This is a genomic window from Pseudoxanthomonas composti (assembly GCF_004122095.1).
In the GTDB taxonomy this organism is placed as follows: Bacteria; Pseudomonadota; Gammaproteobacteria; order Xanthomonadales; family Xanthomonadaceae; genus Pseudoxanthomonas_A; species Pseudoxanthomonas_A composti.
In genome coordinates this window covers 298,588-322,900 of record NZ_SAWZ01000003.1, presented here as the reverse complement: position 1 = coordinate 322,900, position 24,313 = coordinate 298,588, and the positions used below count along the sequence as shown (strand labels likewise).

General features: G+C 68.1%; 15 protein-coding genes. 10 read left to right on the top strand and 5 right to left on the bottom strand.

Annotated elements, in window-relative coordinates:
• Positions 1-3 precede the first annotated feature (3 nt).
• From EPA99_RS07870 to EPA99_RS07860, 3 genes are read left to right on the top strand one after another with little or no spacing between them, the layout of a single operon-like run.
• A complete protein-coding gene (locus EPA99_RS07870; RefSeq protein WP_129470656.1) occupies positions 4-1,101 on the top strand; it encodes a LacI family DNA-binding transcriptional regulator in 1,098 nt (365 codons plus the stop codon).
• On the top strand, positions 1,101-4,463 hold the full coding sequence (locus EPA99_RS07865; protein WP_241688312.1) for a GH92 family glycosyl hydrolase: 3,363 nt from the start codon (positions 1,101-1,103) through the stop codon (positions 4,461-4,463). Before EPA99_RS07870 ends, EPA99_RS07865 begins: the two co-directional genes overlap by 1 nt.
• Positions 4,463-5,170: a basic secretory protein-like protein gene (locus EPA99_RS07860; protein WP_129470655.1), complete on the top strand. Its 708-nt coding sequence runs from the start codon at positions 4,463-4,465 to the stop codon at positions 5,168-5,170. Before EPA99_RS07865 ends, EPA99_RS07860 begins: the two co-directional genes overlap by 1 nt.
• 647 nt (positions 5,171-5,817) lie before the next feature.
• Here the strand turns inward: EPA99_RS07860 and EPA99_RS07855 are convergent.
• Complete coding sequence (locus EPA99_RS07855) at positions 5,818-7,317, bottom strand: serine hydrolase domain-containing protein (protein WP_129470654.1); 1,500 nt, start codon at positions 7,315-7,317, stop codon at positions 5,818-5,820.
• Positions 7,318-7,473: 156 nt separating this feature from the next.
• On the opposite strand from EPA99_RS07855, the gene EPA99_RS07850 reads away from it, so the two are divergent.
• From EPA99_RS07850 to EPA99_RS07840, 3 genes are read left to right on the top strand one after another with little or no spacing between them, the layout of a single operon-like run.
• A complete protein-coding gene (locus EPA99_RS07850) occupies positions 7,474-7,884 on the top strand; it encodes a GntR family transcriptional regulator (protein WP_129470653.1) in 411 nt (136 codons plus the stop codon).
• A complete protein-coding gene (locus EPA99_RS07845) occupies positions 7,884-8,825 on the top strand; it encodes an ABC transporter ATP-binding protein (RefSeq protein WP_129470652.1) in 942 nt (313 codons plus the stop codon). The genes EPA99_RS07850 and EPA99_RS07845 overlap by 1 nt, the downstream gene beginning before the upstream one ends.
• 21 nt (positions 8,826-8,846) lie before the next feature.
• Positions 8,847-10,649, top strand: coding sequence for a hypothetical protein (locus EPA99_RS07840; protein ID WP_129470651.1), 1,803 nt, complete (start codon positions 8,847-8,849; stop codon positions 10,647-10,649).
• Positions 10,650-10,799: 150 nt separating this feature from the next.
• Here EPA99_RS07840 and EPA99_RS07835 read toward each other — a convergent pair whose 3' ends face one another.
• The 3 genes from EPA99_RS07835 to EPA99_RS07825 all read right to left on the bottom strand — a co-directional run bounded on the left by EPA99_RS07835 (position 10,800) and on the right by EPA99_RS07825 (position 15,276).
• Positions 10,800-11,276 carry a hypothetical protein gene (locus tag EPA99_RS07835; RefSeq protein ID WP_129470650.1) on the bottom strand — a complete coding sequence of 159 codons (477 nt, stop codon included), beginning with the start codon at positions 11,274-11,276 and terminating at the stop codon, positions 10,800-10,802.
• A gap of 188 nt (positions 11,277-11,464) precedes the next feature.
• Positions 11,465-13,762, bottom strand: a complete 2,298-nt coding sequence (locus EPA99_RS07830; protein WP_129470649.1) for an NADP-dependent malic enzyme — start codon at positions 13,760-13,762, stop codon at positions 11,465-11,467.
• Between the two features lie 170 nt (positions 13,763-13,932).
• On the bottom strand, positions 13,933-15,276 hold the full coding sequence (locus EPA99_RS07825) for a dicarboxylate/amino acid:cation symporter (protein WP_129470648.1): 1,344 nt from the start codon (positions 15,274-15,276) through the stop codon (positions 13,933-13,935).
• A gap of 316 nt (positions 15,277-15,592) precedes the next feature.
• Between EPA99_RS07825 and EPA99_RS07820 the strand changes: the two genes are divergently transcribed.
• The gene (locus EPA99_RS07820; RefSeq protein ID WP_425479187.1) at positions 15,593-16,756 is read left to right on the top strand and encodes an OprO/OprP family phosphate-selective porin; all 1,164 of its coding nucleotides are present in this window, start codon (positions 15,593-15,595) and stop codon (positions 16,754-16,756) included.
• 114 nt (positions 16,757-16,870) lie between these two features.
• On the top strand, positions 16,871-19,522 hold the full coding sequence (locus tag EPA99_RS07815; protein ID WP_129470646.1) for a hybrid sensor histidine kinase/response regulator: 2,652 nt from the start codon (positions 16,871-16,873) through the stop codon (positions 19,520-19,522).
• A 232-nt stretch (positions 19,523-19,754) separates the two neighbouring features.
• On the opposite strand, the gene EPA99_RS07810 is transcribed toward EPA99_RS07815, so the two are convergent.
• On the bottom strand, positions 19,755-20,393 hold the full coding sequence (locus EPA99_RS07810; protein WP_129470645.1) for a LuxR C-terminal-related transcriptional regulator: 639 nt from the start codon (positions 20,391-20,393) through the stop codon (positions 19,755-19,757).
• A gap of 475 nt (positions 20,394-20,868) precedes the next feature.
• On the opposite strand from EPA99_RS07810, the gene EPA99_RS07805 reads away from it, so the two are divergent.
• Together EPA99_RS07805 and EPA99_RS07800 are read left to right on the top strand one after the other, a co-directional pair.
• A complete protein-coding gene (locus EPA99_RS07805; RefSeq protein ID WP_129470644.1) occupies positions 20,869-22,974 on the top strand; it encodes a phosphoglycerol transferase I in 2,106 nt (701 codons plus the stop codon).
• Between the two features lie 68 nt (positions 22,975-23,042).
• Entirely contained in the window at positions 23,043-23,990 is a 948-nt protein-coding gene (locus EPA99_RS07800; RefSeq protein WP_129470643.1) for a cyclase family protein, read from the top strand.
• Positions 23,991-24,313: the final 323 nt, after the last annotated feature.

The following is a 24,313-nucleotide window of genomic DNA, read 5'->3' as shown; positions in this document are numbered from 1 at the left end:
CGCATGACGGAATCAGATCATCGTCGTCGCCGTATCACACTGGCCGATATCGCCAGCGCCTGCGGCGTGTCCTCGGCGACGGTGTCGCTGGTTTTGAGCGGAAGCCCCGCGGTGGCGGCCTCGACCCGCAAACGCGTGGAGGCGGAGATCGTCCGCCAAGGCTACGTCTATAACCGCAGCGCCGCCAATCTCCGCCGCAAGATTTCCAGCAGCGTGGCGGTGGTGATCAACGACCTGTCCAATCCGTTCGTGGCCGAGTTCGCCGCGGGCGTGGACGAGGCGCTGGCCGAAGCCGGCTGCGTAATGCTGCTGGGCAGCAGCGGCGAGTCGGTGGAACGCCAGCGCGCGGTGCTGCAGTCGCTGATCGAACACGGCCCTGCCGGGGTGATCCTCACCCCCGCCGAAGGCAGCAAGGTCTCGGACCTGCAGCCGGTGGTGGGCCTGCACACGCCGCTGCTGCTGTTCAACCGCGAGGTGCCCGAGGCCAAGTGGGATTACCTGGGCGCGGACAACGTGGCTGGCGCGCGCATGGCCACCGAGCACTTACTCGCGCAGGGCCATACCCGCATCGCCTTCTTCGGTGGCCATCGCGACTCCAGCTCGTGCCGGCAGCGCGTGGAAGGCTATCTGTCGGCGCTGGCCGAGGCCGGCATCTCGCCCGAGCCGCGCTGGATGGTCGAATGCGCGCCCACGCGCATGCAGGCGGCCACCGCCACCGCGGCGTTGTTCGCCCGCGACCCGGCACCGACCGCGGCGGTCACCTACAACGATGGCGTGGCGCTGGGCCTGATGATGGGCCTGCGCGCGCGCAACATCACCCCGGGGCGCGATTTCGCCATTACCGGCTTCGATGACATCCCCGAAGCCCACGCCCAGGTGCCGGCGCTGACCACGCTGGCCACCGGCCCGCGTGCGCTCGGCCGCCAGGCCGTCGGCCTGGTGCTGGGGCGCGGCAACAAGCCGGACCTGCCGGCGCGGCGCACCATTTCCCCCGTGTCGCTGGTCACCCGCGACAGCTCCCTCACCTACGCCCATCCCCTCGAAGCGCCTGCCGGCAAGGCCGCCAAGCGCAAGAGTCGCCGTACTGGAGAACCTGCCTGATGAATTCCCCGCTGCTGTCCCGCGTCAAGCGGGACATGTTGTCCGTTGCCGTGCTCGTCGTTCTGGCAACGCCGGCCGTGGCGCAAACGCGCGGCTTCGCCTCGTCCTTCGAACAAGGCCAGCCCAAGCTGGCGCAGGCCACCGCCACGGGCGTGAGCGTGCAGGTCGGCAGCGGCCCCGCGCAGCCCTACGCGGCCAAGGAAGGCGCAGGCTACAGCGGCAAGCAGGCGCTGGAATACCAGGGCACCGGTGGCAGCGTGCGGCTGTTCGAGGTGGATGCGGTGATCGGGCCGGACACCACGCTGTCCTGGCTGGTGCTGCCGGAGATCGTCGGCAAGGACACGGTGGCCTCCACCTATGTCTCCCTCGATGCGGTGCTGGACGATGGCACGCGCCTGTCGGCCTTGAATGCGCGCGACCACCATGGCTTCGCGCTCGGTGCCCAGGCGCAGGGCGATTCCAAATCGCTGTATCCGCAGCAGTGGGCGCGCAAGGCCGTGCGCCTGGGCGAGATGGCCGCCCTGCGCGGCAAGCGCGTCAAGGCCATCGAGCTGCAGCTGGCCCCACCGGCCGGTGCCACGGCCAAGGGCTGGATCGACGATGTGGCCCTGGCCGAGCTGTCGGTGGCCGAGCGCACCGCACCCAGCGACTGGGTGCTGACCACGCGCGGCTCGCAGGCCAACAGCGCGTTCTCGCGCGGCAACAATTTCCCGGCCACGGCGGTGCCGCACGGCTTCAACTTCTGGACCCCGGCCACCGATGCCAGCTCGCTGTCCTGGCTGTACAGCTGGAACGAGAAGAACGACGCCAGCAACCAGCCGCGCCTGCAGGCGTTCTCGCTCAGCCACGAGCCCAGCCCGTGGATGGGCGACCGCCAGACCTTCCAGGTGATGCCCTCCACCGACAGCGGCGTGCCCGAGGCCGACCGCGCCAAGCGCGCGCTGGCCTTCAGCCACGACAACGAAACCGCGCGCCCGCACCGCTATGGCGTGCGCTTCGACAACGGCCTGGCCGTGGCGCTGGCGCCGACCGACCACGCCGCGGTGTTCGAGTTCGCCTTCCCCGACAAGGGCGATGCCAACCTGCTGTTCGACAATGTCGATGACCGCGCCGGGCTGACCCTGGATGCCGGTACCCAGACCCTGTCCGGCTACACAGATGTGCGCAGCGGCCTGTCCACCGGCGCCACGCGCATGTACGTCTATGCCACCTTCGATGCGCCCTGGCAGCGCAGCGGCATGATCCAGACCGGGCGCCCGACTGGTTACGTGAAGTTCGCCGACGGCACGCGCAAGGTCGGCATGCGCATCGCCACCTCGCTGATCTCGCTGGAGCAGGCCAAGCACAACCTGGCGCTGGAGGTGCAGCGCGGCGATACCGTGGACAGCGTGGCCGCGCGCGCGCAGTCGCAGTGGGACGCGCTGCTGGGCCGGGTGGCCGTGGAAGGCGCCAGCGAGGATCAGCGCACCACGCTGTACTCCAACCTCTACCGCCTGTTCCTGTATCCCAACTCGGGCTCGGAGAACGTGGGCACCGCGGCCGCGCCGGACTGGCGCTACGCCAGCCAGAACAGCTGGTCCGACGACAACACCGATGGCAGCCCCACGCGCAGCTTCGCGCCGATCCGCGACGGCCAGGTCTACGTCAACAACGGCCTGTGGGACACCTTCCGCACCGCCTGGCCGGCCTACACCCTGCTCAGCCCGGACAACGCCGGTGGCCTGATCGACGGCTTTCTGGAGCAGTACCGCGCCGGTGGCTGGGTGGCGCGCTGGTCCTCGCCGGGCTACGCCGACCTGATGGTGGGCACCAGCTCGGACGTGGCCTTCACCGATGCCTGGCTCAAGGGCATCGACGGCTTCGACGTGCCGCTGGCCTACGAGGCCGCGCTGAAGAACGCCACCGTGGTGCCGCCGGACCGCCACGTCGGCCGCAAGGGCATGGCCACCTCGATGTACCGCGGCTACGCCGACATCGACACGCACGAAGGCATGTCCTGGACCCTGGAAGGCGCGCTCAACGATTTCGGCATCGCCGAGATGGCCAAGCGCCTGGCCAAGCAGGGCGGCGACGCCAAGACGCGCCAGCGCTATGCCGAGGAAGCCGAGTACTTCAGCCACCGCGCCGCCGACTACGCCAACCTGTTCGACCGCGATGTCGGTTTCTTCCAGGGCAAGAAGGCCGATGGCCAGTGGCGCGTGCCCAAGGGCCAGTACGACGCACGCGTGTGGGGCCATGACTACACCGAGTCCAATGGCTGGACCTTCGCCTTCACCGCCGCGCACGACGGCAACGGCCTGGCCGCGCTGTACGGCGGCCGCCAGGCGCTGGCGGACAAGCTGGATACCTTCTTCGCCACCCAGGAAACCGCCGACCCGGCTTTCGCCGGCTCCTACGGCGGCACCATCCACGAGATGATCGAGGCCCGCGACGTGCGCATGGGCATGTACGCGCACAGCAACCAGCCCTCGCACCACATCGCCTGGATGTACCTCTACGCCGGGCAGCCGTGGAAGACCCAGCAGCGCACCCGCGAGATCCTCTCGCGGCTGTACCTGGGCAGCGAGATCGGCCAGGGCTATCCGGGCGATGAGGACAACGGCGAGATGTCGGCGTGGTACGTGCTGGCCTCGATGGGCCTGTACCCGCTGCGCATGGGCTCGCCGGACTGGGTGATCGGCTCGCCGCTGTTCAAGCAGTCCTCGCTCACCCTGCCCGGCGGCAAGCAGGTCACCGTGCGCGCGCAGAACAACTCGGCCGAGAACGTCTACGTGCAGTCGCTCAAGGTCAACGGCAAGGCCTGGACCAAGACCTGGATCCCGCATGCGGTGCTGGCCCAGGGCGCCACGCTGGACTTCGTGATGGGACCCAAGCCGTCCAAGTGGGGCAGCGGCCCGCAGGACGCGCCGCCCTCGCTGACCCCGGCCGGCCAGGCGCCGCAGCCCTTCGCCGACCTGATCGACACCCAGGCCAAGGTGGCGCTGCACGATGGCCGCGATGCCACCGCCCTGCGCGACGACGATGGCCGCACCACCCTGGGGCTGATGGGCAAGTCCGCCGGCGTGGACATCACCCTGGCCTCGGCGCAGCAGCCCACCTTCTACACGCTGACCAACGGCGAGCGGCCGATGAAGGGCGCGGCCTGGACGCTGGAGGCCCGCAGCGGCAACGGCGGCTGGCAGACGCTGGATACGCGCAGCGGCGAGGCCTTCGCGTGGAGCCTGCAGCTGCGCCCGTTCCGCATCGCCAAGCCCGGCCGCTACGACCAGTACCGCCTGCGCTTCACCGCCCCGGGCCGCATGCAGCTGGCCGAGGTCGAACTGCTGGCGCCCAGCACCCCGGTCCCGGTGAAGGAGTCCTGATGCCCGCCCGTTCCCTGCTGTCCGCCGCCCTGCTGTCCTGCGCGCTGCTTGCGGGCAGCGCGTGCGCCACCGAAGTCACGCGCGAACAGGACGGCATGCGCGTGACCTACCGCGATGCCAGCGATGCGCTGGACGCGGCCATGCGCGAGCGCATCCTGGAGACCTTCTTCCACGCCTACGTGGCCGAACGTCGCGACTTCAATCCGGCCGCGCCGACCCAGGCCATCATCACCATCGATCCGGCCTACGACGGCATCGCCTACGTGAGCAGCGACGACTGGGCCAAGATGACCATCAACCCCGGGTGGCTGGTCAAGCACCCGGCCGATACCGACCTGGTCACGCACGAGGCCATGCATATCGTTCAGGGCTACCCGGACTACGGCAACGACAAGGCGCCGACCTGGCTGGTGGAAGGCATCGCCGACTACGCCCGCGACAAGTACGGCATGAACAACGCCGCCGGCGACTGGAAGCTGCCGACCGAGGTCAAGGACAAGCAGAACTACGACACCGGCTATCGCGTCAGCGGCGCCTTCCTGAAGTGGGTGGAAAGCCAGCATGCGGGCCTGATCAAGCAGCTCGACGGCGCCTTGCGCAGCGGCCGCTACAGCAACGCCTTGTGGACGCGCAGCACCGGGCGGGATCTGCCGGCGCTGTGGAAAGCGTACGTGGCCGCGCGCGGCGGCTCCAAGCCGGCAGCCTAGGGTGCGACATGCGGCCGCGCCGCAGCGGACCCCATGGTGGACAAGCTCCGCGTTGTCCACCCACGTAGGGTGGATGACGCTTTTTCATCCACCATCGCCGCGTAACAGACAACGCGGACATGACGGCACATCAGGCGAACCCGCGGCGGACGCCTGGGTGGACAAGCTCCGCGTTGTCCACCCTACGTAGGGTGGATGACGCTTTCTCATCCACCACCGCGGCGGAACAGACAAAGCGGGAATGACGGCGCATCAGGCGAACCCGCCGCGGACGCCTTGGTGGACAAGCTTCGCGTTGTCCACCCTACGTAGGGTGGATGACGCTTTTTCATCCACCATCGCGGCGGAACAGACAGGGCGGACATGACGGCGCGTCAGGCGAAGCCGCCGCGGACGCCTTGGTGGACAAGCTTCGCGTCGTCCATCCACGTAGGGTGGATGACGCTCTTTCATCCACCATCGCGGCGGAACAGACAGCGCGGACATGAGGCGTATCAGGCCAAGCCGCGGCGGTCGCCTTGGTGGACAAGCTTCGCGTTGTCCACCCTACGTCGGGTGGATGACGCCTCTTCATCCACCATCGCGGCGGGACAGATCAAACGCGCACATACGGTGCGTCGCATCGACTGCCGGCCCTGCCCACTTCCTCACTCCCCCTGCAGCTGCGCCAGCCGCTGGCGCAAGCGCCTGGACTCGGGCTTGAGCGCGATCATCTTCTGCACCTGCGCGATCGCCGCCTGGCGATTGCCGGTCTCGCGGTAGGCATCGGCCAGGCTGTCCAGCGCATCGAGCGAGCCGGGATGGATGCGCGCGTTGAACTCCAGCACCGCCAGCGCCTTGTCCCCCGCCTTGCGCCTGAGCAGATCGCCAGCGACCTGCTCCAGCGGCTGGCCCGGAAAGTCGTAGCGTCGCGGCACCTGCGCCCACTGCTGGTCCAGCCAGCCCGTGAGCTGCGCCGCATCCATCCCTTCGGCCTGCGCGTACAGCGCCCAGTGGACCGAGGTCAGCAACACCGGGCGCGGCTTGCCCGCCAGGATGGCCTCCACCGCATCGCGCGCGGCCTCCACGCTGTCGTCCTGGGCGTTGTTGGTCAGCAGCACGATCTGGACGCCTTGCTCGGGCAGCAAGGTCAAATCTGATTTGAAGCCGCGCCAATCGCCACCATGCGTGATCATGGGCTTGCCAAGCGCCGAATCCACCAGCTTGAAGCCCAGGCCATACGGCACCTTGCTGCCATCGGACAGCGTGGCCGGCGTGGTGGCCAACGCCCAGTTGGCCTTGGACATCGCCCTGCCCTGCTGCAGCGCATCGGCCCAACGCTGCAGGTCCTGCGCCGTGGAGTAGATGCCGCCAGGACCGACCGGATAGAAGTTGGGGATCTGGTCGAAGGCCTTACGGCTGCCGTCCGGACGAACGCTGAAGCCCCAGGCGCGCGGCTGGATCAGCGCATCGTTGTCCGGCAGGCGCACGCGCGTGTGGGCCATGCCCAATGGCGCGAAGAACTCGTGCTGCAGATAGTCGGCGTAATCCATGCCCGATACGCGTCCGACGATCTGCGCGAGCAGGATGTAGCCGGTGTTGCTGTACTCGAACGCCGAACCCGGCGCGAACGACAGCGGTGCCTTGTGCTCGGCCAGCAGCGCCGCCGCCTCATCGCCACGCATGGGCGTGACCACCTCGCCGCGCTTGAGCAGCTGGGTGTAGTGCGGGAAGACGTCGGGCACGCCCGAGGTGTGGTTGAGCAACTGGCGCAGCGTGATGTCCGCATACGGCAGCTGCGGCAGATATCTGGCGGCCGGGTCATCCAGCGACAGCTGCCCGCGCTCGGCCAGCCGCAGCACCGCCGCGGCCGCGAACTGCTTGCTGACCGAGCCGATGTCGAAGGCATGTTCGACCGTCAGATTGGCCTGCGCCTGGGCATCGGCCCATCCCAGCGCGTCCTGGTAGACGACCTTGCCGTGCTGGGTCACCAGGAAGCTGCCGTTGCAGACCCTGACGGCGTGGCAGTTCTCGAAATAGCGCGCGAGCTCGGCGGTGCGCGCGGGCGCAACCTCCGCCGCGCGGGCCAGCACCGGCAGGGCCATGCAGGTCAGCGCCAGGACGGCCAGGCGCGAGAGGCGAGGGACAGACTTGCGTGAGATTTCCATGGAACGCTCCTTCTCTGGCTGTACTGCACCAAGTAGTACAGCTGGTTCAAAAAAAGACGCCTGCCAAGGCGGGCGTCATCGGCGCGGCGTCCCACTGGACGGCCGTCGGCGCCGACTGTACTATTTGTATTAGTACACATCAACAGGAGCCACGGCATGGCCCGCACCGCAGCGCTGATGATCCAGATCGCCACCGGCGACCCCCGCCCCATCGTCCGGCAGATCACCGATGCGGTGCGCATGCGGATCGCGACCGGTGAGCTGGCCCACGGCCAGCAGCTGCCCAGCGTGCGCGGGCTGGCGCAGCAGCTGACGATCAACCCCAACACCGTGGCCAAGGCCTACGCGGAACTGGTGTCCGAAGGCTGGCTGGACGCGCGCCAGGGCATGGGCTTCTACGTGGCGCCTCCGCGGCAGCGCCTTTCCGAAGCCGAGCGCGAACGCCGGCTGGACGAAGCGGTGGCCCAGTTCGTCAACGACGTCGTTCCCCTTGGGCTGCCGGTGGCCACGGTGCGGCAACGCATCGACGAGGCCTTCGCGCAGACGCTCATGCGCAAACGCGCCTGATGGACGCGCACACTTCGGGCGATGCCATGGACCACGCGCCGGCATGGGCGATCCAGACCACGCAGTTGAGCAAGCGCTACGGCGATCGCTTTGCCCTGGATGGCCTGGACCTGCGCATCCAGCGCGGGCAGATCCACGCCATGGTCGGGGCCAACGGCGCGGGCAAGTCCACGCTGTTCCGCATCCTGCTGGGCTTTCTCTCGCCCAGCGGCGGGCAGGCGCGCATCCTGGGGCGCGACAGCCAACGGCTGACGCCCGCAGACCGCGCGGGCATCGGCTTCGTCAACGAGGAGCACACCCTGCCGGGCTGGATGCGCGTCAGCGAGATCACCGCGATGCAGCGCCGCCAGTATCCGCAGTGGAGCCAGCCCATCTTCGATGAGGTCATCGGCCATTACCGCCTGCGCCCGGCGCAGAGGGTCGCGCAGCTCTCGCGCGGCGAGCGCGCCGGTTTCAACCTGGCCCTGAGCCTGGCGCAGCGACCGGAGCTGCTGATCCTGGACGAGCCCACGCTGGGCCTGGACGTGGTCGCCAAGCGCGCGTTCCTGGAATCGCTGCTGCACACCGAGGCCATGCAGGACCGCACGGTGATCTATTGCTCGCACCAGATGGAAGAGATCGAGCGGATCGCCGACAACCTGGTGCTGCTCGAGGACGGCAAGCTGCGGCACATGTCCGCGCCGGAGGGCTTCTGCGAGCGCGTGACCTACTGGGTCGCCGACATCCCGTTCAAAGGACCTGCGCTTGAGACCATCCCCGGCCTGATGGAGGCGCGCAGGCTCGATGGCCTGCATCACTACCTGGTGCTGGACCAGGGCGAGGGGTTCTCCGACTTCCTGCACGCGGCGGGCGCGCGCTCGATCAACGCCATGCCGGTCAGCCTGGACCGCGCGGTCAACGCCTTCCTCTCGATGCGCCACGCCGCGCCGCCGGCGCACTGACGCACTTCTCGGAGACACCTCATGTGGAGCCTGTTCAAGGTCGAATGCCTGCGCTTTCGCACCCTGGCGCTGATCGCCGCGGGCGTGCACGTCTGCGCCCTGGGCTTCGGCACGCGCCTGATCGATCTTGCCCAGCTGAGCCTGCTGAGCGACCGCGCCCTGGGTGGCGTCTACGCGCTGGCTGGCGCGCTGCTGGGCGTGTACCAGATGGGCGGCTACCGCCGTGGCAGCCAGTGGATCACGCTGCTGCATCGGCCCGTCGCGCCGGCCCGCATCGCATTGACCCTGTGTGCGGCCGCGGGCGTGGTGCTGCTGGGCGCGGTGCTGCTGCCCGCCGTCCTGCTCGCCACTTGGCAGCAGGGCACCACCGCGCGCGTGGTCGACCTGCGTCATTGGCTGCTGCCTGGTTCGGCATGGCTGATCGCGATGGCCGGCTACCTGGCTGGCGCATTCTGGGCGCTGCGTGGCCTGCGGACGGCATTGGCCGCCGCGGCGCTGCTGGCTTGGCTCGCCTGCGCCGATGCGACCGGCCCTGCGATGCTGGCCATCGAGCTGGTGGTCGTGGCGTGGTTGCTGGCGCTGGTGCTGGGCGCCTTCAAGCCCGATGTTGAGGCCACGCCTCGCGGCCCCCTGGCCAGCGCATTGTTCGCCCTGCCCTTGAGTGCTGGCGCCTATCTGGTCTTGCTGCTGATGCTGTTCGGGATCGAGTTCCTGTGGATCGCGCAAGGCTCGCACCCGCTCAACAGCACCGTGCCGCCGCCTGGTGGCCATACCGAGGTGGAGCGGATGGACGCGCGTGCGCGCATGCGCCTGGCGCTACGCGAGGCGACACCGCCGGATCTGGAGCGGCTGGAAGCGGCTGTCACGGCCAGCAAGCCGCAGGGCCTTGCGGTTCGCCTGAGGGAGTGGCCTCAGCGCAACGCCATGGCCAATGCCGCACCGCTGCAGTTCGAAGACGCCGAGCGCCGGATTCGCTGGACCTTCAGTCATGACAGCATGCAGCTGCAGGGCGAGCAGCTGCTCGACGGGCGCGCAGCCGGCACGCTGGGCGTCTGGCCGCGCGGCCAGCCGTTCCCCGCCGTGGCCCTGCCGATTGGCCAGCTGCCCGGTCTGCCCAGTGAAGACACCGTACTGCTGGCCGGCGACACGCTGTATCGCTACGACAGCGCGCGCGAGCGCGTCGTTCCGCTGGTGCGCGTGCGCGCAGGCGAATCGATCACGGGCGCGGGCCGCGTCGGTGAGCGCTGGGTGCTGCTGAGCGATCAGGCGCTGTCTGTCTTCCGCGCCAGTCCGGCCGCAGGTGACGGCACCTTGGTCGCGCCACCAGCGCGCGTCGCGTTGCCGGATTCCAACCGTCGATTGAGTAGCCTGGACATGGTGGCCTTGGATGACGGCATGCTGGTCAGCCTGGTGTACTCCGAGCTTGCCCATACCTCAGATGGCGCGCAGCCCCGCCGTGTCCTGCTGCGGATCTTCGACGATGGACGCCCCGCGGTGATTCACGCCAAGGCGCTGTCCTTCGACTACCCGGCCCTGCACCGTTACCGGAGCTGGTGGCCCTCGCCGGTGCTGCATACCGCACTCGAGCGCGCACAGCGCCTGCTCGCGCCGACATCGCCGCAGCCCGCCCCTAGGCCCGCGCCCATCCCGGTCCCCGTGATGGTGCTGGCTGGCTGCCTCATGCTGGCATCGGCCGTGTTGGCAACCTATCGAACGCAGCGCGTTGGCATGGGTAAGCGGGCGCGACTTGGCTGGATCGCGTTTTGCGCCTTGTTCGGTCTACCCGGATTGGCCGCAGTGCTGCTGATGAAGCCACGCGCGTAGCGTGGCACTCGATGCCGCCTGGCGGGCGGATCGGGCTTCGGAGTCATGAACCGATTCGTTGTTGCGTTGGCGCAGCGAATTCCGCCTTGGCGATATCGCCAACCGTTATCGCCGACAAGCGCCCCGGACCTGCCGGGGCGCTTGCTTGGGTCAGGCCTCCAGGCCCCACTTGTCCGCATCGGCGGGCTTCTGCTTGTAGATCGTGCCGGCGAAATCGACGTGCAGCTCGGTCCACTCGCCCTCGCCCTGATAGGCCAGCACCTCGAAGTGCTTGGGCTTGCGCTCGGGCTTGCCGTGCACGGTCCAACCCGCCTGCTTGACGGCGGTCAGGGCCGCGCCTGGATCGGCGGGCAAATCGGGATGGTGGTGCTTGGGACCGTGGTGCGGCTTCTTGTGCTCCACCTCGACAAAGCGCCCGCCCTTCTTGCTGATGCGGGTGACCTTGATCTCCGAAGGCCGGCGCTCGCCCTCGAGCTTGACCGACAACCCCTGCTGCAGCGGAAAGGCTTCGGCGCCCTTCGGCCCCAGGTCGGCCAGGTGAACCTTATCGCCCGAGGCCAGGGTGAAGCGATGCGCGAAGACGTGTTCGATCACGCCAGTCAACGCGACTTTTTCATGGTGCGGCATGCATTTCTCCTAAGAGCGCCCAACCGCGGGCGCGCTGAGGAAATGAAGTCAGGCTCGCATTGATTCAAGCGTTCGGTCGATCACCGTTGGCCGAGGTGCAGCTTTGTTTGCACACCACAACAGCTGCGCGGAGCGAACATGCCCGGCATGCGCCGGGCTTGTTCGCGAACCTCACCATCGAGTCAGGATCAGCTGCGCCCGTTCTTCTCCGCCTCGCGCTGCTGGCGGATCTGCGCATCGACCGCGGCGATGGCGGTCATGTTGAGCACGCGGCGCGGGGTGGCGCTGGTGGTCAAGATGTGGACTGGCTTGGAGATGCCCATCAGGATCGGGCCGATGGCCACGCCCTCGGTGAACACACGCACCAGGTTGTAGGCGATGTTGGCCGCTTCCAGGTTGGGCAACACGAACAGGTTGGCGCGGCCCTTGAGCGTGCTGTTGGGCATCAGCTGCTTGCGCAGGGCTTCGTCCCAGGCGGTGTCGCCCTGCATCTCGCCGTCGACGTTGAGCTCGGGCTTGCGCTCCAGCAGCAGCTCGCGCACGCGGCGCATCTTCAGTGCGTCCTTGGAGTCGTGGCTGCCGAAGTTGGAGTGCGACAGCAGCGCGATCTTCGGCTCGATGCCGAACAGCTTCAGGCGATAGGCTGCCTGCAGCGTCGCCTCGACCAGCTGCTCGGCGGTGGGGTCATCCTGCACATGCGTGTCGACGAAGAAGAACGCGCCGAGCTGGTTGATCACGCCGGTCATGGCCGAGGTGGAGGTGACGCCCTTTTCCAGCGGGATCACGCTGCGCGCATAGCCGAGTTTCTTGTGGAAGCGCCCGACGATGCCCGAGACCATCGCATCGGCTTCACCGCGCGCCACCATCACCGCCGCGATCAGCGTCGGACGCGAGCGCATCAGGTTCTTGGCGGCCGAGACGGTCACACCCTTGCGCTCGGTCAGGGAGTGATAGGTCTGCCAGTAGTCGTTGAAGCGTGGATCGTCGTTGATGTTGGTGACTTCGAAATCCACGCCGGCGGTCAGGCGCAGGCCCATGCGGGCGATGCGCTGGTCGATGATCTCCGGGCGGCCGATCAGGATCGGGAACGCCACGCGCTCGTCGATCACCGTCTGCACCGCACGCAGCACCACCTCTTCTTCGCCTTCGGCGTAGACCACGCGCTTGAGGTCACTGCGCGCCTGGTCGTAGACCGGCTTCATCATCAGGTTGGTGCGGTAGACGAACTGGCTGAGCTTGTCGCGATAGGCGTCCATGTCCTCGATCGGACGCTCGGCAATGCCCGAGTCCATCGCTGCCTGCGCCACCGCGGCGGACAGTTCCACCAGCAGGCGCGGATCCAGCGGGCGCGGGATCAGGTAGTCCGGGCCGAAGCTCGGCGTTTCCCCGCCATAGGCCGCACCCAGGTCCGAGGCCTCGCGCCGGGCCAGGCCGGCGATGGCCTTGACGCAGGCGATCTTCATCTCCTCGTTGATGCCGGTGGCGCCGCAATCCAGGGCGCCGCGGAACAGGTAGGGGAAGCAGAGGACGTTGTTGATCTGGTTGGGGTAGTCCGAGCGCCCGGTGCCGATGATCGCGTCCGGACGCGCCTCGCGGGCCAGCTCCGGCATGATCTCCGGGGTGGGGTTGGCCAGGGCGAAGATGATGGGCTGCGGCGCCATGGACTTGACCATCTCCGGCGTCAGCAGGCCCGGGGCCGACAGGCCCAGGAAGATGTCCGCGCCCTCGACGATCTCGGCCAGCGTGCGCTTGTCGGTGTCGCGCGCGTAGCGCTGCTTGTCCGGGTCCAGGTCGGTACGGCCGGTGTGGATGACCCCGTCGCGGTCCAGGGCCAGGATGTTCTCAGGGTTCAGGCCCAGCGAGACCAGCATGTTGACGCAGGAGATGCCCGCCGCGCCCATGCCGGTGGTGGCCAGCTTGACGTCCTCGAGCTTCTTGCCGGTGACGATCATGGCGTTGAGCACCGCGGCGCCGACGATGATCGCCGTGCCGTGCTGGTCGTCATGGAACACCGGGATGTTCATCTTCTCGCGCAGGGTGCGCTCGACCTTGAAGCACTCCGGCGCCTTGATGTCTTCCAGGTTGATGCCGCCGAAGGACGGCTCCAGCGAGGCGATGATCTCGATGAGCTTGTCCGGGTCCTTCTCGTTGATCTCGATGTCGAACACATCGATGCCGGCGAACTTCTTGAACAGCACGCCCTTGCCTTCCATCACCGGCTTGGCCGCCAGCGGGCCGATGTCGCCCAGGCCCAGCACCGCAGTGCCGTTGGAGATCACCGCCACCAGGTTGCCGCGCGCGGTGTACTTGCTGGCCAGCTTGGGATCGGCGGCGATTTCCTCGCAGGCGAAGGCCACGCCAGGCGAATAGGCCAGCGCCAGGTCGCGCTGGGTCAGCATCGGCTTGGTGGCCGTGACCGTGATCTTTCCTGGGGGATTCTGGCTGTGATAGTCCAGGGCGGCCTGTTTGAACTCTTCTTTGGACATCGGGCGTCGGGGGCCTTATGGCGAGGGATTGGATTCTAGCGTCGGCCCTGCAACCGGGCCTGTCGGGACGGCGCGCGCTGGCGGCAATGTTCCGCAGGTCGGGAAAAGCGGCAGGACCGGCGGTGGAACGCGAACGGCCCCGTGAGGGGCCGTTCGGTCGGGGATGGCGGTCAGGCCTGTTCGGCGGGGCTGCCGGCGGTCAGCGGCAGGTCGTCCGGATCGACGGCCTTGCCATCCAGCGCGCGGTTGAGCGCGGTGTAGTCCAGGGCGTTCTCCCAGCGCGAGACCACCACGGTGGCCACGGCATTGCCGATGAAATTGGTCAGCGAGCGGCACTCGGACATGAAGCGGTCCACGCCCAGGATCAGCGCCATGCCGGCCACCGGCACGTCCGGCACCACGGCCAGGGTGGCCGCCAGGGTGATGAAGCCGGCGCCGGTCACGCCGGCCGCGCCCTTGGAGCTCAGCATCGCCACCAGCAGCAGGGTGATCTGCTGGCCCAGGCTCAGCTCGACATTGGTGGCCTGGGCGATGAACAGCGCCGCCAGCGTCATGTAGATGTTGGTGCCATCCAGGTTGAAGGAATAACCGGTGGGCACCACCAGGCCGACGACGGTCTTCTTGCAGCCGGCGTTCTCCATCTTCTCCATCAGCGAGGGCAGCGCCGACTCGGAGGAGGAAGTGCCCAGCACCAGCAGCAGCTCGGCCTTGAGGTAGCGGATCAGCTTGAGCACCGAGAAGCCGCACAGCCGCGCCACCAGGCCAAGCACCACCAGCACGAACAGCAGCGAGGTGATGTAGAAGCTGCCGACCAGCCAGGCCAGGTTGACCAGCACTTCCAGGCCGTACTTGCCGATGGTGAAGGCGATGGCGCCGAAGGCGCCGATCGGCGCGGCCTTCATCAGGATGTGCACCAGGCGGAACACCGGGGCGGTCAGGGCCTCGAAGAAGGCCAGCACCGGCTTGCCGCGCTCACCCACCAGCGCCAGGGCGATGCCGAACAGCACCGCCACGAACAGCGTCTGCAGGATGTTGCCGTCCACGAAGGCGCTGAGCAGCGTCTTGGGGATGATGTCCATCAGGAAGCCGGTGATGGTGAGGTCGTGCGTCTTTTGCACGTACTCGTTCACCGCGCCCTGGTCCAGGTCGGCGATGTTGACGTTCATGCCGGCGCCGGGCTGCACCACGTGCGCCACCACCATGCCGATCACCAGCGCCAGCGTGGAGAAGAACAGGAAGTAGGCCATCGCCTTGCCGAACACCCGGCCCACCGCCTTGAGGTGGGTCATGCTGGCGATGCCGGTGACGATGGTCAGGAAGATCACCGGGGTGATGATCATCTTGACCAGCTTGATGAAGGCATCGCCCAGCGGCTTGAGCGAGGTGGCGAATGCCGGCTCGAAGTGCCCCAGCAGGGCGCCCAGCACGATCGCCACCACCACCTGGAAGTACAGCTGGCGGTAGAGCGGGAGTTTCACTGGCACAGCAGGTGTCGGAGATGAACTGGGCAACATTGCGGGAACTCCACGCGGGATGCGGACTGAGGCGCACGTTGTACAGCGCGGGGCAGAAGCCACCGATAGCCTATTGGTACTAATAATTCATTGGTCGAAGGCGCCCTCGCCAACCTTACAGAATCGTTAGAATCCGCCGATATCGGGGGGACGCCCGATGCCGGACGCCGACGCAGATCGACGTCTCGCCGCAGCAATGCACCACGTTGAACGTTCCGGACGCGTGTTCAACAGCGCCGCACCCATTCCAATTGACGTTGCACCGCCTCCTTTTCATTTCCGACAGGAATCGTCTATGCGTAACCTCCGCGCCTGCCTGCAGCTTGGCGTGCTGCCCCTGGCCCTCATGTCCGGCCACGCCATGGCCGCCAACGGCAGCTTCGACAACTGGCCGACCAAGAGCATGCTGACCGACAGCATTGAGGGCGCCATCACCGGCAACATGGCCTGGGATAGCGACCGCTTCAGCGGCGACGACCGCCTGGCCGACGAGAGCGGCTGGCGTCGCAACGAGTTCGGCGCCACGCTGAAGAAGAAGGGCGTGTGGGATGCCATGGTGTATTACGACTTCCAGTCCGACCTGTGGCTGGACGTCTTCGTCCGCTTCGAGACCAAGGCCTGGTTCGGCCGCGACCTGGGCAAGATCCGCGTCGGCTACATCAAGACCCCCCTGGGGCTGGATGGCCTGACCGCCTCGCGCGCCGGCAGCTTCATGGAGCTGGGCCTGCCGACGCAGGTGGTCTTCGAGGGCCGCCGCACCGGCGTGGAGTGGTCCTACGAGCAGCCCAGGTTCCTGCTGACCGCCGGCGCCTACGGCGGCAAGGACCTGCAGGGCGACAACCCCGGCCAGACCTTCGCCGCGCGCGGCGTGTGGACGCCGATCAAGGCCGAAGGCAACGTGCTGCACCTGGGCATCGCCGGCTCGCGCGAGAACCCGGAAGGCTTCACCGACGGCCGCGGCGTCTATCGCCCGCCGAGCACGCGCCTGCGCGCACGCCCGGAAGCGGGCCTGACCGATGTGCGCCTGGTCGACAGCGGCACCCTCACCTACGTGGACCATATCAACCGCACCGGCCTGGAAGGCCTGTGGATCCATGGCCCGGTCTCGGTGCAGGCCGAAGCCCTGCGTGCCAACGTCACGCGCAATGCCGGCCTGCCCGAGTTCACCGCGCAGGGCGAATACGCCTATGTCAGCTGGCTGCTGACCGGCGAGTCGCGGCCCTACGCGGGCGGCGTGGCCGCCAACCCCAAGCCCAGCCACGACTTCGGCGCGGTGGAGCTGGTGGCGCGCTGGAGCCACCTGGATCTGGACGACGGCCCGATCTACGGCGGCCGCGAACATGACCTGACCGTCGGCGCCAACTGGTACCTGACCCAGCATTTCAAGTTCCAGGCCAACTACGTGCACGCCGACGCCTCCCGCAACCACGTGCATACCACGCCGGATGCGGTGGAAGTGCGTGCGCAGGTCATGTTCTAAGCGCTAGGAACGAGAAAGGAGGAACGAGGAACGAGTTAGGGCGGATCGGCGCGCCGGGTCTGCCACTCGTTTCTCGTTCCTCTCCACTCGTTCCTCGCCGTTACACTGGCGGCGATGCGAACCCCTCGCCGCCTGCGCCCGCTGGGCATCACACTGCTGGTGACCCTGGGCGGTCTGGCCCTGGTGGTGGTGCTGGCCTATGGCTGGGGCCAGCGCCGCGAGTTGCAGGCGCAGAGCCAGCAGGCCAGCCAGCAGCTGGATCTCTACGCACAGGCGCTGACCCAGCGCATCGACCGCTACCGCGCCCTGCCTGAAGTACTGGCGCTGGATCCGGAGCTGCGCCAGGCGGTGGCGGCACCGATGGACGCGGCCACCCGCGAACGCATCAACCGCCGGCTCGAAGACGCCAACCGCACCACCCGCAGCGCGACCCTGACCCTGATCGATCGCAACGGCATGGCCGTAGCGGCCAGCAACTGGCGCCTGCCCACCAGCAACGTGGGGCAGCGCTACGACTTCCGGCCCTACGTCATCCAGGCCATGCGCGAAGGCCATGGCCGCTTCTACGGCATCGGCGTGACCACCGGCGTGGCCGGGTATTTCCTGTCCGAGGCCGTGCGCGATCCGGCGGGCCAAGTGCTGGGCGTGATTGCGATCAAGATCGAGCTGTCGGTGCTGGAGCAGGAGTGGCTGCGCGCGCCGGACACGGTGCTGGTCAGCGACGATCACGGCATCGTGTTCCTCTCCAGTGCGCCGGAGTGGCGCTACCGCCTGCTGCGGCCACTGGACCCGCTGGCGCAGCAGCAGCTGCGCGACACCCGCCAGTACGAGGGCCAGGGGCTGCGACCGTTCGAGTACGAACGCGTGCGCGTCCTGGACGATGGCGGTGAGGTGGACCGCATCGGCGAGCCACGCCTGAGCGGGCTGTGGCTGTGGCAGCGCGAGGCCCTGCCGGACAGCGGCTGGACGCTGCACCTGCTGCACGATGCCAGCGGGGTCAAGACCGCCGGCCAGCAGAGCGCCATCGCCGCCGGCCTGCTGTGGCTGACGCTGGTGTTCGTGTCGCTGTTCATGGAGCAGCGCCGCCGCCTGACCGCGCTGCGCCTGCGCAGCCGCCAGGAACTGGAGAACCTGGTCAAGCGGCATGCCGAAGAACTGCGTACCCAGCAGGACACCCTGGTCGCCGTCGCCCAGCAGGCCGATACCGGCCTGAGCCGGCGCCTGGAACACCTGCCGCAGGGCGTGGTGATCATCGATGCCGAGCTGCGCCTGGTGGCCTGGAACTCGCGCTACATCGACTTGTTCCGCTTCCCCAGCGGCCTGGCGCAGGTGGGCCGGCCGATCGAGGACATCTTCCGCTACAACGCCCGCCGCGGCCTGCTGGGCCCGGGCCCGATCGAGGACGCCATTGCCCGGCGCCTGGAGCACCTGCGCAGCGGCAAGCCGCACATGCGCGAGAGCGAGAAGGAGGACGGCACGGTGCTGGAGATCCGCGGCAACCCACTGCCCGACGGCGGCTTCGTCACCAGCTACGCCGACATCACCAGCTACAAGAACACCGCGCGCGACCTGCGCTCGCTGGCCGACGCGCTGGAGCAGCGCATCGTCGAGCGCACCGCCGACCTGGAGCAGGCGCGACAGGAGGCCGAACAGGCCAACCGTTACAAGACCCGCTTCGTCGCCTCGGCCGTGCACGACCTGCTGCAGCCGCTAAACGCCGCGCGCATGTTCGTCTCGGCCCTGCGCGGACGCCTGCAGGATGCCGAGGCGCGCGATGTCGCCGACCGGGTGGAGGGCGCACTGGCCGCGCAGGACGCCATCCTGGCCAGCCTGCTGGACATCTCGCGCCTGGAATCGGGCACATTGCAGACGCGCGTGCACGACTTCGCCCTGCATCCGCTGCTGGATGCGCTGGCGCGCGAGATGGGCATGCTGGCGCAGGCGCGCGGGCTGCGCCTGGACTACGTGCCCACCCACGCGGTGGTGCGCAGCGATCCGATGCTGTTGCGCCGGATCGTGCAGAACTTCCTGTCCAACGCCGTGCGCTACACCGCACGCGGACGCATCGTGCTGGGCTGCCGCCGCGAGGGCGAGGCGATCCGGATCGAGGTGCATGACACCGGGCCCGGCATTCCCAGCCATCGCCAGCGCGAGATCTTCGAGGAGTTCCGCCGCCTGGACGATGCGGTGGCGGCCGAGCGCGGTGCCGGGCTGGGCCTGGCCATCGTCGAGCGCATCGGGCGACTGCTGCAACACCGCGTCAGCCTGCGCTCCACGCTGGGCCGTGGCAGCGTGTTCGCCATCACCCTGCCGCAGGGCGATGCCGCGCGGATCCCGGCCGCGCCGGCGGATGCGCCGGTGCAGGACGACTCCCTGCTGCGGGGCTGCGTGGTCTGGTGCGTGGACGACGACCCGCGCGTATGCGAGGCCACCCGCACGCTGCTGGAGCGCTGGGGCTGCCAGGTGCCGGTCGCGGCCGGCCCGGACGAGGCCCTGGCGATGGCGGCGCCGGCGACGGCGCCGCAGCTGGTGCTGCTGGACCTGCGCATGGGCGAGCTGCGCGGCCCGGACGTGCATGCCGCGCTGGTGCAGCGCTGGGGTCGGTCGCCGCAGGTCATCCTGATCACCGCCGAGCAGGACGCGGACACGCGGGCGCTGGCGCGCGAGAACGACTGGGGCTTCCTGGCCAAGCCGGTCAAGCCACCGGCGCTGCGCGCGCTGATGACGCAGCTGCTTTTGAGGCGAGGAGTGAGCGGAGAGGAGTGAGGAGTGAGGAAAGGCGGGCGTATGCGCCGCTACTTCCTAGCGCGTGACTGCGACCTTTCCCTGTGGGAGCGGCTCTAGCCGCGAAGAGGTATTACCGGTAAAGCCTCTTCGCGGCTAAAGCCGCTCCCACAGGGTTTACAGCTCCCGCAGGGTTTGCAGCTGAACTTCGCAGGATGCGCAGGCTTCCAACACCCAGCGCTCACTCCTCACTCCTCTGCGCTCACTCCTGCCCTCACACCTCGCCTTCCGGCTCAAGCGCCTTCACCAGCACCGCGGCCTGAGTGCGGCTGTGGCAATCCAGCTTCTTCAGGATGGCGGTGACATGCACCTTGACCGTGTTCTCCGCCAGGCCCAGTTCGTGGGCGATCTGCTTGTTGAGCAGGCCATCGGCCAGGCACAGCAGCACGCGGAACTGCTGCGGGGTCAGCTGCGCCAGGCGAGCGGCCAGCTGGGCGTCGGACTCGGAGCGCTCTGCCGTCATCGGCGGGAACCAGGTTCCACCTTCCAGGACGTCGCTGACCGCCTTGCCGATGACCTCCGCGGTGGACGACTTGGGGATGAAGCCGGCCGCGCCGAACTGCTGCGCCCGGCGGATGGTGCGCGGGTGATCGTTGGAGGAGATCACCACCACCGGGATGTCCGGCCGCTCGCCGCGCAGGTACACCAGCGAGGACAGGCCGCGCGCGCCAGGCATGGTCAGGTCCAGCAGCACCAGCTCGATCTCAGGATGCGCGGCCAGGGCCGGCCCCAGTGCCGAGGCGCTTGCGGCCTCGACCACATCCACCTGGCCCAGCGCCTCGCGCAGCGCATGCAGCACGGCTGCACGGAACAGGGGGTGGTCGTCGGCGATCAGGATGCGGGGCGCGGTCATTTTCCTAGTGTCCAACACTGCACGTGCGGAGTACACCTGTGGGCCGGCCGGGCCCACGCGTGGCCCGGCCCCGCGAGACCAAGGGCCGAGGTCCCTGCGCAGATCCGTCGGCGCCGACACGCGGGACCCTGCGCTTGCGACCAAAGTCCAACGGTTCCAACGCTGGGAACACGCGGCGGCACATGTCTGCCGAGCGGTCGCGTCACGGTGCTTCTGCTTCTGCTTCTGCGCATCGACGCCTACGCCTAGCGGCACGCGGCACGCGGCACGCGGCTTACGGCTTACGGCTTACGGCTTACGGCTTACGGCTTACGGCCATCCGAAGCGTAAAACTTGCATTAAGACGCGCACACTGGGGTGGACAAAATTTCACCATACCGACATCGCATTGTCATCATTTGTTCATCGAAGTCAGCTACCGCCAACAATTCGTGGGCTAGTCTCAAGGTTCGTTCGATTTGCAGGAAGCGCTCGCATGCACGCTCTCATCCTTGTCGCCTCGATTTGCGTGATGGCCTGGATGGTGCTGCGCTTTCCCAAGTTCGGCGTGGGCAAGGCCGCGCTGCTGTCGCTGCTGCTAATGCTGCTCACCGCGTGGTGGTTCATCGATCGCCTCAGCGGCGATGGGCTGAATGCAGCCACGCTCTACCACCTCACCGCGGGGATGGAAGGCGCTGGCGTCTCGGATTTCCACAAGGACATCGCGCTATGCGTGGTGCTGCTGGTGGCTTCGCTGTCGCCGTTCGCGCTGCTGCGCGTGCGTCGTTTCAATAGGCAGAGCCGTCGGCGCGGCATGGGCCTGTTCGTCACTGCCCTGCTGGTGGCGGTGGCCGCCAGTCCGCTGCTGCGCGATGGCAAGCGCCTGTATCGGCAGATGAAACCTGCCGATGCGATGGCCGTGGCAGGCGAATACCGCGTCCCGGAAGCCCCACTGACGCGCAAGCCCAACGTGGTGTGGATCTATGGCGAAAGCCTGGAGCGCACCTACATGGACGAGACGGCGTTCCCGGGGCTGATGCCCAATCTGCATCGCTTGGCGGCGCAGGGTCTGGATTTCCGCGACATCATGTCCACCGATGGGGCCGGGTGGACCATCGCCGGCATGGTCGCTTCGCAGTGCGGCGTGCCGCTGACCGCGGCGCAGGGTGATGAGAACAGCTTTGGGCGCATGGGCAGCTTCCTGCCGCAGGCGCACTGCCTGGGCGACTATCTGCACAAGCAAGGCTATCGCAACGTGTATCTGGGCGGGGCCGATGGCGCCTTCGCCGGCAAGGGCGATTTCCTGCGCAGCCATGGCTACGACGAGATCTCCGACCTTGCGCAGTTCCGCAAGAACAAGAAGATCGGTGCCTCGCACTTTTCGGCCTGGGGCGTACACGATGACGTGCTGCTGGAGCAGGCCTGGACGCAGTTCCAGGCGCTGTCCAAGGCCGATCAGCCCTTCATGCTGACCGCCTTGACGATGGACACCCATCACCCGGCAGGCCACCTGCCCGCGGCCTGCAAGAACCAGCACTACCAGGGCACCGGCGCGCGCGTGGGCATGCTTGATGCCATCGCCTGCAGCGATCGGTTGATCTCAAGGTTCGTTGAGCGTATCCGTGACAGCGCCTGGGCCGACAACACCATCGTGGTGGTCGCCTCGGACCACCTGGCGATGCCGAACGAACTGACCGACACCCTGTCGCAGATGCGCCGCGAGAACCTGCTGTTGGTGCTGGGCAAGGACATAGCGCCACGCCAGCTGCGCGTGGCCGCCGGCAGCACGCTGGACTCGGGCGCCACCCTGCTGCATGTCATCGATCCTTCGCAGCGGACACTGGGTTTTGGCCGGTCGCTGCTGACCCCGCGTGCCGAGCCCAGCGCCAGCGCCGCCGCGCGCAAGGACGACGGTGCCACCTATGCGCGCTACCTGGCCTACTCCCGCAACCTGTGGACCGGCGAGGAAACCCGCACCCTGCGCGTGCAGGGCGACAAGGTGATGGTGGGCGTGCAGGAAGTGCGCCCGCCGGTGCTGCTGGACTACGACAAGCACTGGCGCCTGTCGGGGATCACGCTGGAAGACGTGCCGCGCCGCTTCCAGGCGGCCTCGCCGAAGAACACCCTGGCCTATATCGACCGCTGCACCGCCTTCGATGACGAGTCGCCCGACACCGGCTGGTGCGCGATGCTGGTCAACCACGAGCAGAAGGCCCGCCTGTACCGCGCCGAGGACCTGGCCGCGGGCGTGCGCGTGGACAATCCCCTGCAGCGCTGGGAGGGCATGCGCCAGCAGCTGCGTCAGCCGGTGATGCTGGGCGATGCCATCCGCGGCACGCGCCCTGGGCATTACGAGGTCAAGCTCAGCGCGATCCAGCAGCCGTTGCAGCCCTTCTGGATCGAGGCGATCACCGCGCAGGGCGAGCTGCTGGGTCAGTACCGCGTGTTCCCCGACCGCGAGGGCCGCATCCGCATGCCGCTGGGCCTGGATGTGGAGGTGGAGGACATGCAGATCCGCGCCTGGCTGAGCGTGGCCGATGATCTGCTGCTGGACGACATCGCGCTGGTGCGTGCCCCGCGCCTGCGCGGTGCCGGGTCCTGAGGACCGCGATCGCCGGCCATGGGCGGGGTGTTTTAGGATCTCCAGCACCCCTGTGATGGAGCGCCTCAATGTCGACCAGACCTGCCGTCTTGATGGCCGCGCTGCTGGCCCTGCCCTGCGCCGCTTGGGCGCAGTCGCCCGCGGCCGCGCCCCCGCTGTGGCAGCTCTACGAGTCCACGCTCAAGCAGGCCAAGTACATCGACCTGACCCACGCCTTCGAGCCCGACCAGCCGGTGTGGCCGGGCTTTGCCAACGCCCGCTTCAAGCCGGCGGTGGCCGGCAAGGACCTGCCGGGCTATGCCCGCCAGGGGGAGGCCTACGACTACGCCAGGCACGGCTTCGTGGCGACCGCCTATGAGCTGACCACCGATCAGTACGGCACCCAGCTGGATCCGCCCGCGCACTGGAACCCCAAGGGCGCCACCATCTCCGACCTGCCGGCCACCTACACGCTGCGGCCGCTGGTGGTGATCGACGTGCACGACAAGGTCGCGCGCGATGCCGGCTATCACGCTACGGTGGAGGACATCCACGCCTGGGAGCGCGTGCATGGCCGCATCCCGGAAGGGTCGGTGGTGATGGTCCGCTCGGACTGGTCCAAGCGCTGGAAGGACACGCAGCGCTTCGCCGAAAAGCCTTTCCCGGGCGTGTCGCTGGATGCGCTGAAATTCCTGCACCTGCAGCGCGGCATCCTGTTCCACGGCCACGAGCCCTTGGACACCGATGGCACGCCCAACCTGGAAGGCGAGCATTGGCTGCTGCACCGCAACTTCGCCCAGGCCGAGGGCGTGGCCAACCTGGACCAGGTGCCCGAAGCCGGCGCGCTGATTTCCATTGGATTCGCCAAGCCGCAGGGCGGCACCGGCGGGTTCGCGCGGTATGTGGCCATCGCACCAGCGGATTGGCCGCACGGCGTGTCGGTCACGCAGGCACCCGGCGCGCCGCTGCCGGAGCAGCGCCATCCGCTCAGGCGCGATGCGCAAGGGGTGATGCGGCCGACGCCGGAGACGCCCTGACCTGCGGGCATCTACGCCAGGTGACCGCGACCGGTCGGTCCGTCCACGTTGTACGGTCCTTGGCGATGGAGGATGGAAGAGCACCATACACCCCACGTAGGGCGGACAACGCGAAGCTTGTCCGCCAGGGGGCCGCGCCGATCAAGTCAAACCATGCGTCCACGGTGTCCGATCCATGGCGGTGGTGGATGTAAGAGCGTCATCCACCCTACGTAGGGCGGACAACGCGAAGCTTGTCCGCCACGGGTCCGCGCCGATCAAGTCGAACCATGCGTCCACGGCGTCCGATCCATGGCGATGGTGGATGGAAGAGCACCATCCAC

What these genes read in the sequence shown, in the direction of transcription:
- EPA99_RS07860 (WP_129470655.1), top strand. Translation starts at nt 4,463, where the DNA reads ATGCCCGCCCGTTCCCTGCTGTCCGCCGCCCTGCTGTCCTGCGCGCTG.
- EPA99_RS07825 (WP_129470648.1), bottom strand. Translation starts at nt 15,276, where the DNA reads ATGTTGCCCAGTTCATCTCCGACACCTGCTGTGCCAGTGAAACTCCCG.
- EPA99_RS07805 (WP_129470644.1), top strand. Translation starts at nt 20,869, where the DNA reads ATGCACGCTCTCATCCTTGTCGCCTCGATTTGCGTGATGGCCTGGATG.
- EPA99_RS07800 (WP_129470643.1), top strand. Translation starts at nt 23,043, where the DNA reads ATGTCGACCAGACCTGCCGTCTTGATGGCCGCGCTGCTGGCCCTGCCC.
- EPA99_RS07845 (WP_129470652.1), top strand. Translation starts at nt 7,884, where the DNA reads ATGGACGCGCACACTTCGGGCGATGCCATGGACCACGCGCCGGCATGG.
- EPA99_RS07865 (WP_241688312.1), top strand. Translation starts at nt 1,101, where the DNA reads ATGAATTCCCCGCTGCTGTCCCGCGTCAAGCGGGACATGTTGTCCGTT.
- EPA99_RS07840 (WP_129470651.1), top strand. Translation starts at nt 8,847, where the DNA reads ATGTGGAGCCTGTTCAAGGTCGAATGCCTGCGCTTTCGCACCCTGGCG.
- EPA99_RS07850 (WP_129470653.1), top strand. Translation starts at nt 7,474, where the DNA reads ATGGCCCGCACCGCAGCGCTGATGATCCAGATCGCCACCGGCGACCCC.
- EPA99_RS07830 (WP_129470649.1), bottom strand. Translation starts at nt 13,762, where the DNA reads ATGTCCAAAGAAGAGTTCAAACAGGCCGCCCTGGACTATCACAGCCAG.
- EPA99_RS07835 (WP_129470650.1), bottom strand. Translation starts at nt 11,276, where the DNA reads ATGCCGCACCATGAAAAAGTCGCGTTGACTGGCGTGATCGAACACGTC.
- EPA99_RS07855 (WP_129470654.1), bottom strand. Translation starts at nt 7,317, where the DNA reads ATGGAAATCTCACGCAAGTCTGTCCCTCGCCTCTCGCGCCTGGCCGTC.
- EPA99_RS07870 (WP_129470656.1), top strand. Translation starts at nt 4, where the DNA reads ATGACGGAATCAGATCATCGTCGTCGCCGTATCACACTGGCCGATATC.
- EPA99_RS07815 (WP_129470646.1), top strand. Translation starts at nt 16,871, where the DNA reads ATGCGAACCCCTCGCCGCCTGCGCCCGCTGGGCATCACACTGCTGGTG.
- EPA99_RS07810 (WP_129470645.1), bottom strand. Translation starts at nt 20,393, where the DNA reads ATGACCGCGCCCCGCATCCTGATCGCCGACGACCACCCCCTGTTCCGT.